Here is a 16,871-nt window from a genome sequence, read left to right on the forward strand (position 1 = left end):
CCCGCTCATCGGGCCGCCTCACCCACATTGTCGGCCGCCGCCCCCGCATTCTCCGCGGCGGAAACCGCGACCCACTGCCGCGCCAACCTCCCGACCGCCTGGTCGGGACGGCGCACCGCCGCCGTGAGGATGCCGGTGAAGCTGTCGGCGATCGAAGCCGCGCGGTCGGCGGTGAACAGCTCGCCGTGGTACTGCAACCACCCGGTCAGCCGCGTCCCTTCCTCCCGCACGGTGAGCAGCAGGTCGAAGGGGGAGCCGCCCTGGCCGTGCCGCAACGGTTCGGCGGTGACCCCGGGGAGCCGGAGCCGACCGGTCAGGTCGCCGAGAAGTTGGAAGGCGACCTGGACCACCGGGTTGTGGCGCAGGTCGCGCTTCGGGCGCAGCGCCGTCACCAACCGGTCGAACGGGTACCCCTGGTGCCGGTACCCGGCCAGCGCCACGTCGCGTACCTGGCGCAGCAGGTCGGTGAAGGTCGCCCCGGACGGGCAGGGCAGCCGCAGGGCGAGGGTGTTGGCGTACATCCCGATGCCGTTCCCGGCCTCCTCCGTGTCGCGGTTGCCGGCGAAGGTACCGATCACCAGGTCGTCGCGGCCGGCCAGCCCTCCGATCAGCACGGTGAACGCGGTGAGCAGCACCATGTACGGGGTCGAGCCGGTGGCCCGGGCCAGGGCCCGTACCGCGGCGGTGGTCTCCGCCGGGAGACCGAACCGGAGGGTGGCCCCGGCCGGCCGCGGGCGCGCCGGTCTGGGCCGGTCGGTCGGGAGGTCCAGGGTGGACGGCGCGCCGGCGAGGTGCCGACGCCAGTAGTCGAGGTCGGCCGGGTCGGTCGGCGGGAGCGGGGCCGGCGGCAACGGGTCGACGGCCTCCGCGTGGCCCTGGCGGCGCCGCGCGTACGCCTGGCAGAGGTCGCGCCACAGTACGTCCATCGACCAGTCGTCGGCGATGATGTGGTGGACGGTGGCGGCCAGGACGTGATCCCCGGAGGCCAGCCGCAGCAGGGCGACCCGCAGCAACGGCCCCTCGGCGAGCGCGAACGGCACGGCGGCGAGCCGTTCGACGGCCGCCTCCGCCTCGGCGACGTCGGCCACTGCGCGCACCTCGATCGGCACCCGGGCGTCCTGCCCGACCTGCGCGTACGGCACGCCGCGCCGGGACCCGAAGGTGGTCCGCAGGGCCGGGTGCCGGCGTACCGTGTCCGCCAGGGCGGCGCGCAGCGCGTCGACGTCGACCGGTCCGCGCAGCCGGTAGGACTCGACGATCGTGTAGGTGGTCGACCCCGGATCGAGCTGGTCGGCGAACCAGATCCGGTGCTGGGCGGCGCTGAGCGACCCTTCGGCCGGCCGGGCGGCGTCGGCGCCCGGTGCGGCCGACGGCGGGGCCCCGGCGGCTGCGGCCCCCGCGCCGGTCGCCGGACCACCGCCGGTGCCCCGCGTGGCGAGTTCGGCCACGGTGGCGGTGAGCACGTCGGCGGGGGAGAGCGACCAGCCCCACAGTTGGCGGACGCGGGAGCAGACCCGGGTGGCCGCCAGCGAGTCGCCGCCCAGCTCGACGAAGGCGTCGTGCACCCCGACCGGCCCGGTGCCGAGCACCTCGGCCCAGAGGTCGGTGAGCCGGCGCTCGTCGTCGGTACGCGGGGCGACCCGCTCCCCGTCGGCGAGCCGGTGCCCGTCGGGCGCGGGCAGGGCCGCCCGGTCCAGTTTGCCGCTCGGGCTGACCGGCAACGCCGGCACGGCCACGAACACCGACGGGACCAGGTAGCCGGGCAGCCGTTCGGCGAGGTGGGCCCGGAGCACCCGGACGGCGGGGACGGTGCCGGCCACGACGTACCCGACGAGCTGCCCGGCGTGCACCGTCGTGGCGGCGGCGCGTACCCCCGGGACGGCACGCAGCGCGGCGTCGATCTCACCGAGTTCGACCCGGTGACCCCGGATCTTGACCTGGTGGTCGATCCGGCCCAGGTAGTCGATCGCGCCGTCGGGCCGCCGCCGGGCCAGGTCCCCGGAGCGGTACAGCCGCGAGCCGGGCGGGCCGAACGGGTCGGGAACGAACTTCTCGGCCGTCAGCCCCGGCCGGTCGAGGTAGCCGCGGGCGAGCTGCACCCCCGCCAGGCAGAGCTCGCCGACCTCCGCCGGTTCGCCGCGCTCGTCGAGGATGTGGGTGCGGGTGTTCGCCCCCGCGTGCCCGATGCTGACCGGCTCACCCGCCCGGCAGCGCCATTCGGTGACCTCCACCGCCGCCTCGGTCGGGCCGTAGAGGTTGAGCAGCTCGCAGCCGACCAGCTCGTCGGCCTCGGTGACCAGGTCGTCGGTGAGCTCCTCGCCGCTGCAGGTGATCCGGCGCAGGCTGGGCAGGCGGGCCCCGGTGTCGCGAACCTCGGCGAGGAACACCCGCAGCATGGACGGTACGAAGTGGATGGCCGTGATCCCGTACCGGCGGATCGTGTCGACCAGGTAGGCCGGGTCGCGGTGCCCACCCGGGCGGGCCAGCACCAGCCGCGCGCCGGCGGCCAGGGTGCCGAAGACCTCCGGCACCGAGACGTCGAAGCCGTACGGGGACTTCTGGAGCACCCGGTCGTCGGGGCCCAGCGGATGCGCGTCCAGCCCCCAGCGGACCCGGTTGACGATGGCCCGGTGCGGGACCACCACGCCCTTGGGCCGGCCGGTGGAGCCGGAGGTGTAGAGGACGTACGCCGGGTGTTCCGCGTCGACGGCGACCTGCGGTGCCGGGGCCGGCCAGCCGGTGCCCTCCCGGCTGACCGACACCGTGGCGACGCTCCGGCCCGCCTCGGCGAGGGTCGGCAGGTCCGGGTCGGCCACCAGGGTGTGCAGCCCCGCGTCGGCCACCAGCAGGGCGAGCCGCCGGGGCGGGTGATCCGGGTCCAGTGGCACGTAGGCGGCGCCGGCGGTGAGGATGCCGAGCAGCGCCACCACCATGTCGCCGCCCCGGTGCAGGCACACCCCGACCCGGGACTCCGGGCCGACGCCCCGGGCGACCAGCTGGTCGGCGAGCCGGTTGGCCCGCCCCACCAGTTCGGCGTAGCTGAGCTGTTCGCGCTCGGTGACCACGGCCACGGCGTCCGGCGTGCGCGCCGCCTGCCCGTGCACCAGCTCGTGCAGGGCCGGCTGTCCCGGGTACGGCGTGGCCGTGTCGTTCCAGGGTGCGACGGCGGGCTCAGTCGGCATCCGGGTCCTCCGGCGGGACGGTCAGGAAGTCCGGCAGCCGGGTGCCGGTGCCGTCGCGTTCCGCGGTGCGCCGTACCAGCTCGGCCACGGCGAGGTCGAGCACGCCCAGGCCGAACGGCGAATAGACGGTGACCCGGTGCGGATCGTGCCGCCAGGACGCCCCGTCCAGGATCTCGCCGATGCCGGCGGCGATGAAGTCGCGGTTGCCGGTCTCCTGTTCCGCCAGGTGCAGCGAGGTGGCCGCCCGGCAGACGTGGTCGGCGTCGTCGACCACGTTGACGGCGGTGATGATGTCCGCCGGGAAGATGTCGCGCAGCGACAGGTGCAGCACGAGTGCCCCCGGCCGGCAGTGCGCCAGCCCCAGGTGCGGTACGCCCGCCGTCGTGGCCAGGCAGACCCGCGGGTGGGCGCCGAGGGCCTCCTCGACGTCGCCGGCGACGCGTACCTTCAGGTCCCACCGCGCGCAGCGCCGGGCGAACGCGGCGGCCCGCCCGGCGTCCAGGTCGAAGACGGTCACCTCCGTCAGGCCGGGCAGCGCCGCGCGGAGGAACCGCAGCACCTCGAAGTTGATCACGCCGCAGCCGATCAGGGAGACGCCGCCGGCCGGCGGGGCGAGGGCGCCGGCGGCCAGGGCGGCGCTGGCGGCCGTCCGCCGGGCGGAGATGGTGGCGCCCTCGATCAGCGCGACCGGGTGGCCGTCGGTCATCGAGTTCACGACGATCGCGGCGGAGGCGCGGGCCAGCCCCCGGTCGACGTTGCCGGGGAAGGACGAGATCCACTTCATGCCGGCGACCGGCGCATCGTCGCCCAGGTACGCGGGCAGCCCGATGATCCGGTTGCGCGCGTCCTCGGGGAACCGCAGGAACACCGAGTGCGGCAGCACGGTACGCCCCCGCGCGTGCAGGACGTAGGCGCGGCGGACCGCGTCCAGGACGGCGTCCTCGCGGCCGGCCAGGATCTGCCGGACCTCGGCGGCGGATGCGATCAACATGGCGGCACGCTCATGCTCCGGTCCCTCCACAGGTGGGCGACGTCGCCGAAGTGCCCGGTCACCCAGTCGTCGTCGTAGATCGTGTTCAGGTAGCGCTCGCCCCGGTCCGGGAAGATCAGCGCGCACGTCGCGCCCGCCGGGATCAGGTCGCGCAGCTGCCGCACGGCGGCCACCACCGCGCCGGACGAGCCGCCGGCGAGGATGGCCTCCCGGCGGGCCAGCCGGCGGCACCCGGCCACGCAGTCCAGGTCGTCGACGTGCACCACCTTGTCGGCCAGCCCGTCCCGGTAGAGCTTCGGCCGGATCCCCGCGCCATGGCCGGGGATGAGCCGCTTGCGCGGGGGATGGTCATCGAAGATCGCGCTGCCGGCGGCGTCCACCGCGACGATGGTCAGCGCCAGTGCGTGCCGGCGCGCGTAGTCGGCGCAGCCGCGCAGGGTGCCGCAGGAACTGGTCGCGCAGAACAGGAAGTCCAGCGGGGCGGGCACCCCCTCGACGATCTCCCGCATGGTCGTCTCGTGGGCGCGGGGGTTCAACGGGTTGGCGTACTGGTCCGGCCACCAGGCGTTCGGGATGGTCGCGACCAGCTCCTGGACCCGGCGGATGCGTTGCGGCAGGTACTCGCCGGTGGCGGGGTCGGTACGGGTCACCACCTCCACCTCGGCGTCGAACGCCCGCATGACCGCGATGTTCTGCGCGTTCGTCCGGGGATCCACCACGCAGATGAACCGGATGCCGAAGTAGCGGCACACCTGGGCCAGCCCGATGCCGAGATTGCCCGAACTGGACTCGACCACCACCGACCGGCCGGGTTGCAGCTGCCCGGCCCGGAGCCGGTCGATCAGCATGCCCAACGCCGAGCGGTCCTTGATGCTGCCGCCCGGGTTGTGCGCCTCCAGCTTCGCCCACAGGGTGAACGGGGCGTCGGGCATCAGCTTGTCCAGCCGGACCAGTGGGGAGCCGCCGATCGCGTTCAGCACCCCGCCGACGTCGGTCTCACCGGGGGGCATGTTCGCTCCCGCTACGGCGCTCCGTAGCTGCCCGCAGGGTGTGCCCGGAGACGGTCGCGGTGCCGGGGATCGCCTCGGCCGGGTCGTCGGTGGTGCCGAGCATCCGGTTGGCCTCGTCCACCATCACCACCCGGGGCGTGTACCCCTTGGCGTCCGGGTCGGCCATCGCCGCGTAGCTGATGATGATGACCAGGTCGCCGGGGTGGATCAGCCGCGCCGCGGCCCCGTTGATCCCGATGACCCCGCTGCCGCGTTCCCCGGCGATGACGTACGTCTCCAGGCGGGCACCGTTGTTGATGTCCACCACGTGCACCTGCTCGCCGGCGAGCAGGTCGGCGGCGTCCATCAGATCCTCGTCGATGGTCAGCGAGCCGACGTAGTGCAGGTCGGCCTGGGTGACCACCGCGCGGTGGATCTTCGATTTCAGTATGGTGCGCAACACCTTCAGCTCCTCCTAGGGGGCTCGATCGGCAGAAAGTCCGCTCGACGTACCGAGCGGCTCAGCGTCGCCAGTGCGGCGAGCAGGACCATCCAGACGGCCATCGACCACGCGGCGTGGGTCGGCCCGAGTGCCTCCAGCAGGTAGCCCCCGGCCAGGGAACCGGCCGCGACCGCGCCGTTGGCCAGCAGGCTGACCGCGCTGAGCACCCGGCCCTGGATGCGATCGGGGGTGCGGGCCATCTGGTAGCCCGCGACCGCCACGTTCCAGATCGGCCCCACGAACCACATCAGGGCGTACGCGGCACCGATCAGGTAGCGGTCGTCGGTGACCGCGATGACGGTGGCCATCAGCGCCCACACCCAGTTCGCGGCGATGACGATCGTGCGCATCGGGAACCGGCCGGCGCACCAGGTCGCCACCAGCGAACCGAGCACCCCGCTGGTGCCGGCCACCCCGAGCAGCAGGCCGATGGCCGCGGGCGCCGCTCCGGCGGCCTCGAACGCCACGATGACGATCAGGAACAGGACGCGGAACAGCAGGTTGCTGCCGGCGACCAGCAGGGTGGCCGTCCGCAGGAACGGCTGCCCCCACAGCCAGCGCAGCCCGTGGGTGAGTGCGACGGCCGGCGTCCCGGTGCCCGCGTCCGGGGCGGTCGCGCCGCCCGGCGCGGCCTGGAAGTCGCGGCGGATGAACAGCAGCGTCACCAGGGAGACCAGGTAGGAGACCGTGTCCAGCACGAACGGCCAGGCCCGCCCCAGCCCGAACAGCACGCCGCCGAGCGGGGTGCCGGCCATCACCGCGGCCCGCTCCCGGGCCTCGTTGCGCGACAGCGCGGTGGTCACCTGACTCGGGTGCACCACGTTCGGGATTGCGGCGCCGGCCGCCAGCTCGTACGCGACCGACAGCGTCCCCTCGACGAACCCGACGGCCAGCACGTGCCACAGGTGCAGCTCGCCGCCGGCGATCGCCGCCACGATGCTGCCCACCCCCAGCGCACGCAGCACGTCGCACCAGATCATCACCCGCCGGCGGTCCCACCGGTCCACCAGCGCTCCGGCCGGCAGCTGGAACAGCAGCGTCGGCAGCAGCGATACGAAGCCGGCCAGCCCGGCGGCGCCCGGCGAGCCGGTCAGCGCCAGCACCAGCAGCGGGTACGCCACCAGCGACGCGGTCGAGCCGAGCATGGAGACCGCCGACCCGCTCCACAGCAGCAGGAAGTCCCGGTTGCGGTGCAGCGGTGGGATCCGCTCCCCGGCGACCGGACCGTCGAGCCGGGTCACCGGGCACCCCGGCGGGCGGCGACGTCGGCCAGCCGGTTGCGGGCGGTCAGCCTCGGCAGCGCCCGCTGGTCGTCGAGCTTCGGATAGCCGGGCAGCGCCCCGGCCAGCCGGGCGACGGTCGGGTGGTCGAACAGGGCCCGGACCGGCACGTCGACGCGCAGCAGCGTACGCAGCCGGATCGCGACCCGGGTGGCCAGCAGCGAGTGCCCGCCGGCCTGGAAGAAGTTCTCGTGCACCCCCACCTCGTCGGTGCCGAGCACCTCGCCCCACACCTGCGCGACCGTCCGCTCGTCGGCGCTGCGCGGCGCCGCCCGTACGGGTTCGCGGCCCCCGTCGGCCCCCGGGCGCGGCACCGGCAGGGCGTTGCGGTCGACCTTGCCGGTCGGGGTGAGCGGCAGGGCGTCCAGCGGTACGTAGGCGGCCGGGCACATGTGGTCCGGCAGGGTGCGGAGCAGGAACTCGCGCAGCTGTGCACCGGTCGGCACCGGGTGCTCGCCGCCGACCAGGTACGCGACCAGTTCCTGCTCCCCGCCGTACCGCTGCGGGTGCACCACGGCGGCCCGGACGTGCCGGTGGGCCAGCAGCGCCGCCTCGATCTCGGCCGGTTCGATCCGGTGCCCCCGGATCTTCACCTGGTGGTCGACCCGGCCGAGGATCTCCAGGTGCCCGTCGGCGTGCCAGCGGGCCAGGTCGCCGGTGCGGTACATGCGCGCACCCGGCAGCGCGGAGTGCGGGTCGGGGACGAACCTGTCCGCGGTGAGCGCGGGCCGGGCCCGGTAGCCCCAGGCCACCCCGTCCCCGCCGATGTGGACCTCACCGGGGACGCCGACCGGCACCGGCTCCAGCCGCTCGTCCAGCAGGTAGAGCCCGGCGTTCGGGGCCATGCCGAAGTCGACGGGCCGGCCGTCCGGAGCCAACCGGGTCGTGGTGGACCAGACCGTGGTCTCGGTCGGCCCGTAGATGTCCCACACCGTGGCCCCCGCCGAGGCGAGCCGGACCGCCAGTTCGGTCGGCAGCTTCTCGCCGCCGCAGAGGACGACCGTGCCGGCGGGCGCGGACCAGCCGGAGTCCAGCAGCATCCGGTAGGTCACCGGGGTGGCCTGGAGCACCGCCGGCCGGGCGGTGTCGATCAGCTCGGCCATCCGCTGCGGGTCCCGGGTCTGCTCCGCGTCGGCCACCACCACCCGGCCGCCGACCAGCAGCGGCAGGTACAGCTCCAGCACCGAGGGGTCGAACGACACGGTGGTCAGCCCGACCACGGTGGCGCCGGCCGGCAGACCCGGCCGGTGCCGCATCGCGGCGAGGAAGTTGCCCAGCCCCCGGTGGCTGATCATCACCCCCTTCGGGGTGCCGGTCGATCCCGAGGTGTAGATGACGTACGCCAGGTCGTCGGCGGACGGCCGGTCGGTCAGCGGCCGCTGCGGACGGGCGGCGATCGCCGCGTGCTCGGCGTCCAGCAGCACCGTGCGGATGCCGGCGGTGTCCAGCCGCCCGGCCAGCGCGGTCCCGGTCACCATCACCTGCGCGCCGGCGTCGGCCAGCATGAAGGCCGTCCGCCGCGCCGGGTGGTCGGGATCCAGCGGCAGGTACGCGCCACCGGCGGCCAGCACCGCGAGGAACGCCACGACCAGGTCGGCGCCGCGGTGCAGGTGCACCCCGACCAGCGTCCCCGGCCCGACGCCCAGCTCCCGCAGGTGGTGGGCGAGGCGGTTGGCCCGGCGGTCCAGCTCGGCGTAGCTGAGCACGTCGTCGCCGAAGACCACCGCGTCCGCGTCCGGGGTGGCCGCCACCTGCCGGGCGACCAGCTCGGGCAGCGTCGCGTCCGGGACCGGCAGCGGGCCGCCGGCGCCCAGCTTGAGCAGGACGCACCGGTCGGGCTCCGGCAGTCCGACCCGGCGCGGGTCGCCCGCCGGGTCGGCGACCATCGCCTCCAGCACCCGCCGGTAGGTCCGGGTGACCAGGTCCAGGTGGCCGTCGGAGATCCGGTCGGTGCCGGCCTCGATGATCAGCTGACCGGGCTCGCTGGACACCGAGAGGCCGAACTCGTTCGGGGTGGTGTCGGTGATCGCCGACCGGTCGATGCCGTCCAGGTCGAGCACGTGCATGTCGGTGTAGTTGAAGAAGATGTCGACCAGCGGCTGCTGGTTGCCCCACTCGCGTTGCATCGCCGGCAACGGGTAGTGCCGGTGCGGCCAGAGCGCGACCTCCTCGGCGAAGACCTCGCGGGCCTGCCCGGCCCAGCTCGATCCGGTCAGCTCCACGGCGAACGGCACGGTGTTGAGGAACATCCCCCGCGCCTGGTCACCGTCGGTCAGCTCGGGCCGTCCGTTGCAGACCAGCCCGCTGTGGAAGCGCCGCTGCCCGGTCAGGGTGCCCAGCACGGCCAGGTGCGCGGTGAACAGCAGGCTCTTCAGCGGTACGTCCGCCGTGCGGGCCAGCTCCCGCAGGCCCGGCATGAGGTCGGCGAAGGGCAACCGCACCGCCCGGTACCGGGCACCCGTACCCGCCCATGCCGTCGGGACAGCGAGCCGCTCGTGGGTGCGTACCCGGGACGCCCAGAACTCCCGGTCCACCCCGGCGGCCACGGCCCGCCGCTCCAGGGCCACCGCGTCGGCGAACCGGACGGCCGGTGCCGGGGCGGGCCGCGGATCCTGCCCGTCGCGGATCCGGCGGTAGTACGACAGCAGCTCCGGGACCAGCGAGTTCTGGCTCCAGCCGTCCAGGATGGCGTGGCTGTAGCTGACCAGCAGCCGCCACCGGTCGTCGGTCAACCGGTAGGCGTGCAGCCGCAGCAGCGACGGCGTACCCAGGTCGAACCGGTCCCGCCGCTCCTCGGCGACCAGCCGGGCGACCGTGCCTTCCCGCTCGGCGACCGGCACGTCCCGCAGGTCGGTGTGGCCGACCCGGATCTCCGCGTCCGGGTGGATCAGCTGGAGCGGCTCGCGGTAGGAGGTCAGATCGATCGAGGCCCGCAGGATCTCGTGCCGGGCGGCGAGCAGCCGGGCGGCGGCGCGCAGGGCCGGCAGCGCGAACGTGTCGCCCTCGACCGGGTAGCAGAGACTGTTCAGGTAGAGCTCGCCGGTCGGATCGGCGAGCATCTCGTACGCCATGCCGGCCTGCACCATCGACAGCGGGTACGCGTCGACCACGCCCTCGGGCAGCCGGGCCCGGTCCTCCTGGTGGATCAGCGCGAACCGCTCCACCAGGCGGGTGGCCCCGGTCGGCAGTCCGCGTTCCCGGGCGTCGACGGCGTCGGCGAGCTCGGCGACCGTCCGGTACCGGAAGAGATCGGTGACGGTGACGTCGAGTCCCTGGTCGCGGAGGTTCCCGACGACCCGGATGGCGCGGATGCTGTCGCCGCCGATGTCGAAGAAGCGGTCGTGGACGCCGATCGGTCCGCTGTGCTCGGCGAGCGCCTGGGCGTAGGCGGCGACGACCAGGTGCTGGGTGGGGGTGGTCGGTGGGGTGTGGTCGCCGGTCCGCGCGGCCTGGGCGTCGGGCGGGGCGAGCGCGTTGCGGTCGATCTTGCCGCTGCTGGTCAGGGGCAGTGCGGGGAGGGTGATCCAGCGGGTGGGGACCATGTACTCCGGCAGCTGGGCGCGCAGGTGGGCGCGCAGCGTGTCGGGGTCGACGGGATGGCCGTCGGCGACGACCAGGTAGGCGACGAGTTGCCGGTCGTCGCCGGGGCCGTGCGGGTGGACGACGGCGGTGTGGACGCCGGGATGGCCGGCCAGGGTGGCTTCGATCTCGCCGAGCTCGATGCGGTTGCCGCGGATCTTGACCTGGTGGTCGAGGCGGCCGAGGTACTCGATCGTGCCGTCGGGGCGCCAGCGGGCCTGGTCGCCGGTGCGGTACGCGCGCCGACCGCCGTCGGTGGGGGTGAAGCGTTCGGCGGTGCGGGCGGGTTGACGGTGGTAGCCCCGGGCGAGTTGGACGCCCGTGAGGAGGAGTTCTCCGGGGACGCCGACGGGCACGGTGTTGCCCCAGCGGTCGTGGATGTGGGTGCCCGTGTTGGCGATCGGGGCGCCGATGGTAACGGCACGCCCGGGGTGGACCGGGGTGGCGGTGACGTCGACGGCGGCCTCGGTGGGACCGTAGAGGTTGTGCAGCTCGACGTCGAGATGGGCGTGCACGGCGGCGGCGAGGTCGTCGGGGAGGGCCTCGCCGGAGCAGATGACGCGGCGGAGGTGGGGCAGCGTGGTGCGCGTCGTGGCGAGATACGTGGTGAAGGCGCGCAGCATCGACGGGACGAAGTGGATGGTGGTGACGCGTCGCCGGTCGATGGTCTCGGCGAGGTAGGTGGGGTCGCGGTGCCCGTCGGGCCGGGCCATGACCAGGGCGGCGCCGGCCGTCAGGGGCCAGAAGAACTCCCAGACGCTGACGTCGAAGGTGTGCGGGGTCTTCTGCAGGACCCGGTCGGCGTGGTCGAGGCGGTAGGCGTCCTGCATCCAGCGGAGACGGTTGACGATGGCGCGGTGGTCGACGAGGACGCCCTTGGGGCGGCCCGTGGAGCCCGAGGTGTAGATCAGGTAGGCGGGGTTGCGGTCGTCGGCGCTGACGTGGGGACGCCCGCCGGGTTCGTCGGCGAGGGTGGCGTCGTCCAGGTGGACCCGTGGGCCGGCGTGCCAGTCGTGCTGGTCGGGGGTGTCGACGAGGGTGATCGGGTCGCCGGTGTCGGTGAGCATCCAGCGCAGCCGCCCGACGGGATGGGTCGGGTCGAGCGGGAGGTACGCGGCGCCGCTCTTGAGCACGGCGAGCAGGGCCACGGCGAGCGCGACGCGGCGTCGCGCGCTGACGGCCACGATCTGTTCGGGGCCGGCGCCGAGGGCGATCAGCCGGTGGGCGAGCTGGTTGGCGCGGGCGTCGAGCTGGGCGTACGTCAGCTCCTCGGCATCGTCGAGCACGGCGACCGCGTCGGGGGTGGCGTCCGCCTGCGCCTCGATCAGTTCGTGCAGCAGGGTGTGGCGGGGATGGTCGACGGCGGTGTCGTTCCAGGCCGCGAGCTGGGCGGTCTCGGTGCCGGTGAGCATGGGCAGCCGGGTGACCGGGGCCTGCGGGTCGGCGACGACCGCGCTCAACAGCTGCCGGTAGTGCCCGGCCAACCGCTCGGCGGTCGCGCCGTCGAACAACGCCGTCGCGTACTCGACCACCGCGGCGAAGGAGCCGTCCGCCTCCTCGGCCATCTGCATGGTCAGGTCGAACTTCGCGGTGTGCCAGAGCGTGGGGACCTGCCGCGCCCGCAACCCCGCCCCGGCGAAGTCGGCCGCCGTGGCGTTCTGCATCACGAACATGGTCTGGAACAGCGGGTTGCGGGACAGGTCCCGCTCCGGGGCCAACGCGTCGACGATCCGCTCGAACGGCACGTCCTGGTGCGACTGCGCGTCCAGCACCGTCTCGCGGACCCGGGCCAGCACCTCGACGAAGGTCGGCTCGCCGGACAGGTCGGTGCGCAGCACCAGCGTGTTGACGAAGTACCCGATCAGGTCCTGGACCTCGGGCCGGGTACGCCCGGCGACCGGGGTGCCCACCGCCACGTCGGTCTGCCCGGTGTAGCGGGCCAGCAGGACCTGGAACACGGCCAGCAGCACCATGAACGGGGTCGCCCGGTGCCGGCGACCGAGCGCGGCGAGGGCGCGCCCGAGATCGACCGGCACGGTGAACGGCAGCGTCGCACCCGTCGGGTCCTGCACCGGCGGGCGGGGCCGGTCGGCCGGCAGTTCCAGCGGCACGAGGCCGGCCAGCCGGTCGCGCCAGTGGTCGAGCTGACCGGTCCAACCGGCCGCCCGCTCCCGCTGCCGCAGCGCGAAGTCCGCGTACTGGATCGGCGGCGGGGCGAGCGGGGACGGTACGCCGGCGACCAGCGCCGGGTAGAGCGCGCCGAGTTCCCGGGCCAGTACGCCGACCGACCAACCGTCGAACGCGATGTGGTGGGCGACCAGCACCAGGACGTGCTCCTGCTCGGCGAGCCGGACCAGCCGGACCCGCAGCGGCGCGTCCCGCCCCAGGTCGAACGGCACGCTCGCCTCGTCCCGGATCAGCGTCTCCAGCAGCTCCCGCCGCTGCGACCCGGCGTACCCGCTGAGGTCGACGACCGGCAGCGCGACCGGCTCGGCCGGGCCGACCACCTGGCTCGGCCGGCCGTCCACCACCTGGTAGCGGGTCCGCAGCACCTCGTGCCGCCGGACCACCTCCCGCCAGGCGTCACGGAGGGCCGCCGGGTCGAGCGGACCGGTCAACCGCCAGCTGAACGGCACGACGTACTCGGCGCCGCCGGGCCGGATCTGGTCGAGCAGCCACACCCCCTGCTGCGGATAGGACAGCGGCAGCGGACCGGCCGGCCGGCGCGGCGAGTCCGGGGTGGCCCGCGACCGGCCGCGCGCCCGCCCGGCCAGCAGGGCCGCCATCAGCGCCTGCCGGCGGTCGTCGGCCGGGGGCGGGGTGCCGGGTACGGGAAGCGGCGGAGTGTGCGCGGGATCCGTGGCGGTGCCGGCGGGAGCCGGCTCGGGGACGGACCGGGACGGGACCTCGGGAGTCTTCACGCCTTACCCACCTGCGCCAACATCGTCTCCAGTTCGGACTCGGACATCCCCGCCACCCGTTCCTCGACGGCCCGCCGCAGCACCGTCGCCAGCTCCGCCACGGTCGGTGCCTCGAAGACCGCGCTGACCGGCAGGTCGACCGGGAAACGTTCGTGCAGCAGGGCGACGACCTGGGTGGCCAGCAGGGAGTGGCCGCCGAGGTCGAAGAAGTCGTCGTGCACCCCGCAGCCGTCGACGCCCAGCACCTCGGTCCACACCTCGGCGACGGCCTGTTCGGTGGAGTCACGCGGCGCCGTCGGTGCGCCGTCGGTCACCGACCCGGCCGGGGCGGGCGCCGGCAACCGCCGGCGGTCGACCTTCCCGCTGTCGGTCAGGGGCAGCTCGTCGAGGGCCACCCAGCTCTGCGGGACCAGGTGCTCCGGCACCCGTTCGGCCAGGTACGCGCGGACCGCCCGGTGGTCGACCGGATCCGGTCCGGCCGGCAGCAGGTACGCGACGAGCTGCGGGCCGCCGGCCGCGCCGTGGTGCACGTCCACCACGGCGGCGCGGACGGCGGGGTGCTGGCCGAGCACCGACTCGATCTCGCCCAGCTCGATCCGGAAGCCCCTGATCTTCACCTGGTGGTCCCGCCGGCCCAGGTACTCGATGCTGCCGTCCGGCAGGTGGCGGGCCAGGTCGCCGGTGCGGTACATGCGCTGCCCGGGTCGGCCGGCGAACGGGTCGGGGACGAAGCTGGCGGCGGTCAGCCCCGGCCGGCCGAGATAGCCCCGGGCGAGCTGGATCCCGGCGAGCGCCAGCTCTCCGGTCTCCCCGACCGGCACCGGTCGCAGCTCGCCGTCCACGATGTACGTGCGGGTGTTGGCCACCGGGCGGCCGATGGTCACCGCCTCGCCGGGCCGGCAGCGGGTGCTGGTCACCTCGACCGCCGCCTCGGTCGGTCCGTACAGGTTGACCACCTCGCAGTCGAGCCGGTCGTGCGCCGCGGCCACCAGGTCCGCGGGGAGCGCCTCGCCGCTGCACAGCACCTGCCGGATCGACGGCAGGGCGGTCCGCCCGGCGGGCAGCACGTCCAGGAAGGCGCGCAGCATCGACGGCACGAACCGGATCGAGGTGACCCCCTGATCGGCCACCACCCGGGCCAGGTACGCCGGATCGCGGTGCCCGCCGGGACGGGCGATCACCAGGGTCGCCCCGGTGGTCAGCGGGGAGAAGATCTCGCACACCGAGACGTCGAAGCCGAACGGCGTCTTCTGGAGTACGACGCCGCCGTCGGCGCCCCGGGCGTCCGGCATCCAGCGCACCCGGTTGACGATCGACCGGTGCGCCACGACGACGCCCTTCGGGCGGCCGGTGGAGCCGGAGGTGTAGATGACGTAGGCGGCGTTGTCCGGACCGGCGAGCGGGCCGGGGTCGCCGTCCGGCAGCCCCCGGTGGTCGTCGTCGACGCGGACCGGGGCGCCGGTGGCGGCGGCCAGCGGCCCGTGGCCGACACCCGGGCCGGTGACGACGGTCGCCGCCTTCGAGTCGGTGAGCAGGTAGCGGATCCGCTCCGCCGGCTGGTCCGGGTCCACCGGCAGGTAGGCCGCGCCGGACTTGAGCACCGCCAGCAGCGCCACCACCAGGTCGACGCCCCGGTGCAGGCACACTCCCACCACCGACTCCGCACCCACCCCGGCTGCCCGCAGCCGGTGGGCGAGCCGGTTGGCCTCGCGGTTCAGCTCGGCGTAGCGGACGGTCCGCTCGTCGGCCACCACGGCGATCGCCTCCGGGGTACGCCGTACCTGCGCCTCGACCAGCTCGTGCAGGCACGGGTCGGTCGGGTACCCGACCTCGGTGTCGTTCCACGCCGTCGGGACCCGGTGCCCGTCGGTCGCGGTCAGCTTCGCCATGGCGGTCACGACTACCGGCCCGCCGCCTGCTCCATGCGCTTGCGCAGGCTCAGCGGGCGCATGTCGGTCCACACCTCGTCGATCCGCCGCAGGCACTCCTCGCGGGTGCCCTCGGTGCCCTCCGCCCGCCACCCCAGCGGCAGCTCCCGGTCACCCAGCCAGATCGAGTACTGCTCCTCGTCGTTCACCACGACCCGGTAGACGCGCTCGTCGGTGTTCTCGTCGGACATGCCGGCTCCTCCTTGCGAAAGGGCAGCCGTGTCGTACGACACGACACTGGTCCCACTGCCGGTCACACCCTGCCGGGAGGCCGATCACCGGGCGTAGAGAAGAACCGGCAGAAAAAGGCGTACGAGCCTTGCCGGGGATTCTCTTTCTGACCCGTTGCTCAGCGGCCAGGCTGGGCCGTGCCGCGAAACCGGCAGCCCCGCGGCCGACAGGAGAAGCGATGAGTACGTCCCGGATGACGGTGCCACCGCTGCCGTGCGGGTCGGCCGAGAAGGCGCTTCCGTACGTCCTGACCGCCGGCACGCCGGGGGAGCCGATCGGCACCCGGCTGGCCGCGAACCGGGCCGAGATCCGGACCCGGCTGCGTGAGCACGGGGCGGTGCTGCTGCGGGGGTTCGACGTCGGCGGCGTGGACGGCTTCGCGGGGGCGGTCCGGACGCTCTCCGGGGAGCCGCTGGACTACGCCGAGCGGTCGTCGCCCCGCAGCACCATCAAGGGGCAGGTCTACACCTCGACGGACTTCCCGTCGGCCGAGGAGATCTTCCTGCACAACGAGAACTCGTACCAGGCCGACTGGCCCATGACGCTGTACTTCTGCTGCCTGCGGGCCCCGGCCACCCGGGGCGCCACCCCGCTGGCCGACACCCGCCTGGTGTGCCGGTCCATCGACCCCGCGGTGCGCGACGAGTTCGTCGCCCGGGGCTGGATGGTGGTGCGCAACTTCCACGAGGGCTTCGGCGTGCCCTGGCAGCGGGCGTTCAACACCGACGACCGGGACGAGGTGTCGCGCTACTGCGCCGGCAGCGGCATCGAGGTGGAGTGGACCGGCCCGAGGCTGCGCACCCGCGCCCGCCGCGACGCCGTGCACCGGCACCCGGGGACCGGTGAGCTGCTCTGGTTCAACCACGTGACCTTCTTCCACGTCACCACGCTGGCCGAGGAGGTCTGCGCCGGGCTGCGGGAACTGTTCGACGAGACCGAGCTGCCCACGAACACCTACTACGGCGACGGCGGGCGGATCCCGGACGACGTGGTCGCCCACCTGCGGGACTGCTACCGGGCGGCACAGCGGCGCTTCGACTGGCAGCGCGACGACGTCCTGGTGGTGGACAACATGCTCGCCGCGCACGCCCGGGAACCGTTCACCGGCGACCGGAGGATCGCCGTGGCGATGGCGGAGCCGTACCGCGCGGCGCTCGCGGCGGCCGACGCCGACCCGGGCTGACCGTCGCCGGTGCGCCGAAGACCCTTCCGCACCGAGATGGCGTACGGCAGCACCCCGGCGCGGCGGCAGCGCCGCCCACCCGGCA

Annotated in this window: 9 protein-coding genes; 1 reads left to right on the forward strand and 8 read right to left on the reverse strand. The window is 74.3% G+C overall.

The genetic code is table 11. The features are described from left to right. Nucleotides 1-5: 5 nt before the first annotated feature. The 8 genes from ACGFIR_RS25735 to ACGFIR_RS25770 are packed head-to-tail and all read right to left on the reverse strand — an operon-like array spanning nucleotide 6 to nucleotide 15,563. Nucleotides 6-3,182, reverse strand: a complete 3,177-nt coding sequence (locus ACGFIR_RS25735) for an amino acid adenylation domain-containing protein (RefSeq protein WP_393147607.1) — start codon at nucleotides 3,180-3,182, stop codon at nucleotides 6-8. Continuing rightward, complete coding sequence (gene sbnB / locus ACGFIR_RS25740; protein WP_393147609.1) at nucleotides 3,172-4,173, reverse strand: 2,3-diaminopropionate biosynthesis protein SbnB; 1,002 nt, start codon at nucleotides 4,171-4,173, stop codon at nucleotides 3,172-3,174. The genes ACGFIR_RS25735 and sbnB overlap by 11 nt, the downstream gene beginning before the upstream one ends. After that, nucleotides 4,167-5,183, reverse strand: coding sequence for a 2,3-diaminopropionate biosynthesis protein SbnA (gene sbnA, locus ACGFIR_RS25745; RefSeq protein WP_393006718.1), 1,017 nt, complete (start codon nucleotides 5,181-5,183; stop codon nucleotides 4,167-4,169). Before sbnA ends, sbnB begins: the two co-directional genes overlap by 7 nt. After that, nucleotides 5,170-5,625 carry an aspartate 1-decarboxylase gene (gene panD, locus ACGFIR_RS25750; protein WP_393006720.1) on the reverse strand — a complete coding sequence of 152 codons (456 nt, stop codon included), beginning with the start codon at nucleotides 5,623-5,625 and terminating at the stop codon, nucleotides 5,170-5,172. Before panD ends, sbnA begins: the two co-directional genes overlap by 14 nt. A 2-nt stretch (nucleotides 5,626-5,627) precedes the next feature. Further along, nucleotides 5,628-6,905 carry an MFS transporter gene (locus ACGFIR_RS25755; RefSeq protein WP_393006722.1) on the reverse strand — a complete coding sequence of 426 codons (1,278 nt, stop codon included), beginning with the start codon at nucleotides 6,903-6,905 and terminating at the stop codon, nucleotides 5,628-5,630. After that, the gene (locus tag ACGFIR_RS25760) at nucleotides 6,902-13,444 is read right to left on the reverse strand and encodes an amino acid adenylation domain-containing protein (protein ID WP_393147611.1); all 6,543 of its coding nucleotides are present in this window, start codon (nucleotides 13,442-13,444) and stop codon (nucleotides 6,902-6,904) included. Before ACGFIR_RS25760 ends, ACGFIR_RS25755 begins: the two co-directional genes overlap by 4 nt. Beyond that, a complete protein-coding gene (locus tag ACGFIR_RS25765) occupies nucleotides 13,441-15,333 on the reverse strand; it encodes an amino acid adenylation domain-containing protein (protein WP_393147613.1) in 1,893 nt (630 codons plus the stop codon). The genes ACGFIR_RS25760 and ACGFIR_RS25765 overlap by 4 nt, the downstream gene beginning before the upstream one ends. An 11-nt stretch (nucleotides 15,334-15,344) precedes the next feature. Continuing rightward, nucleotides 15,345-15,563, reverse strand: coding sequence for an MbtH family protein (locus tag ACGFIR_RS25770; protein WP_393006728.1), 219 nt, complete (start codon nucleotides 15,561-15,563; stop codon nucleotides 15,345-15,347). 218 nt (nucleotides 15,564-15,781) lie between these two features. On the opposite strand from ACGFIR_RS25770, the gene ACGFIR_RS25775 reads away from it, so the two are divergent. Next, nucleotides 15,782-16,786, forward strand: a complete 1,005-nt coding sequence (locus tag ACGFIR_RS25775; protein WP_393147615.1) for a TauD/TfdA family dioxygenase — start codon at nucleotides 15,782-15,784, stop codon at nucleotides 16,784-16,786. Nucleotides 16,787-16,871 lie beyond the last annotated feature (85 nt).

Source organism: Micromonospora sp. NPDC049051 (genome assembly GCF_043197575.1).
In the GTDB taxonomy this organism is placed as follows: domain Bacteria; phylum Actinomycetota; class Actinomycetes; order Mycobacteriales; family Micromonosporaceae; genus Micromonospora.

Excerpts from the sequence above, each read along its gene's own strand:
- ACGFIR_RS25735 (WP_393147607.1), bottom strand. The coding sequence starts at position 3,182 with ATGCCGACTGAGCCCGCCGTCGCACCCTGGAACGACACGGCCACGCCG.
- sbnA (WP_393006718.1), bottom strand. The coding sequence starts at position 5,183 with ATGCCCCCCGGTGAGACCGACGTCGGCGGGGTGCTGAACGCGATCGGC.
- ACGFIR_RS25775 (WP_393147615.1), top strand. The coding sequence starts at position 15,782 with ATGAGTACGTCCCGGATGACGGTGCCACCGCTGCCGTGCGGGTCGGCC.
- ACGFIR_RS25770 (WP_393006728.1), bottom strand. The coding sequence starts at position 15,563 with ATGTCCGACGAGAACACCGACGAGCGCGTCTACCGGGTCGTGGTGAAC.
- sbnB (WP_393147609.1), bottom strand. The coding sequence starts at position 4,173 with ATGTTGATCGCATCCGCCGCCGAGGTCCGGCAGATCCTGGCCGGCCGC.
- ACGFIR_RS25765 (WP_393147613.1), bottom strand. The coding sequence starts at position 15,333 with ATGGCGAAGCTGACCGCGACCGACGGGCACCGGGTCCCGACGGCGTGG.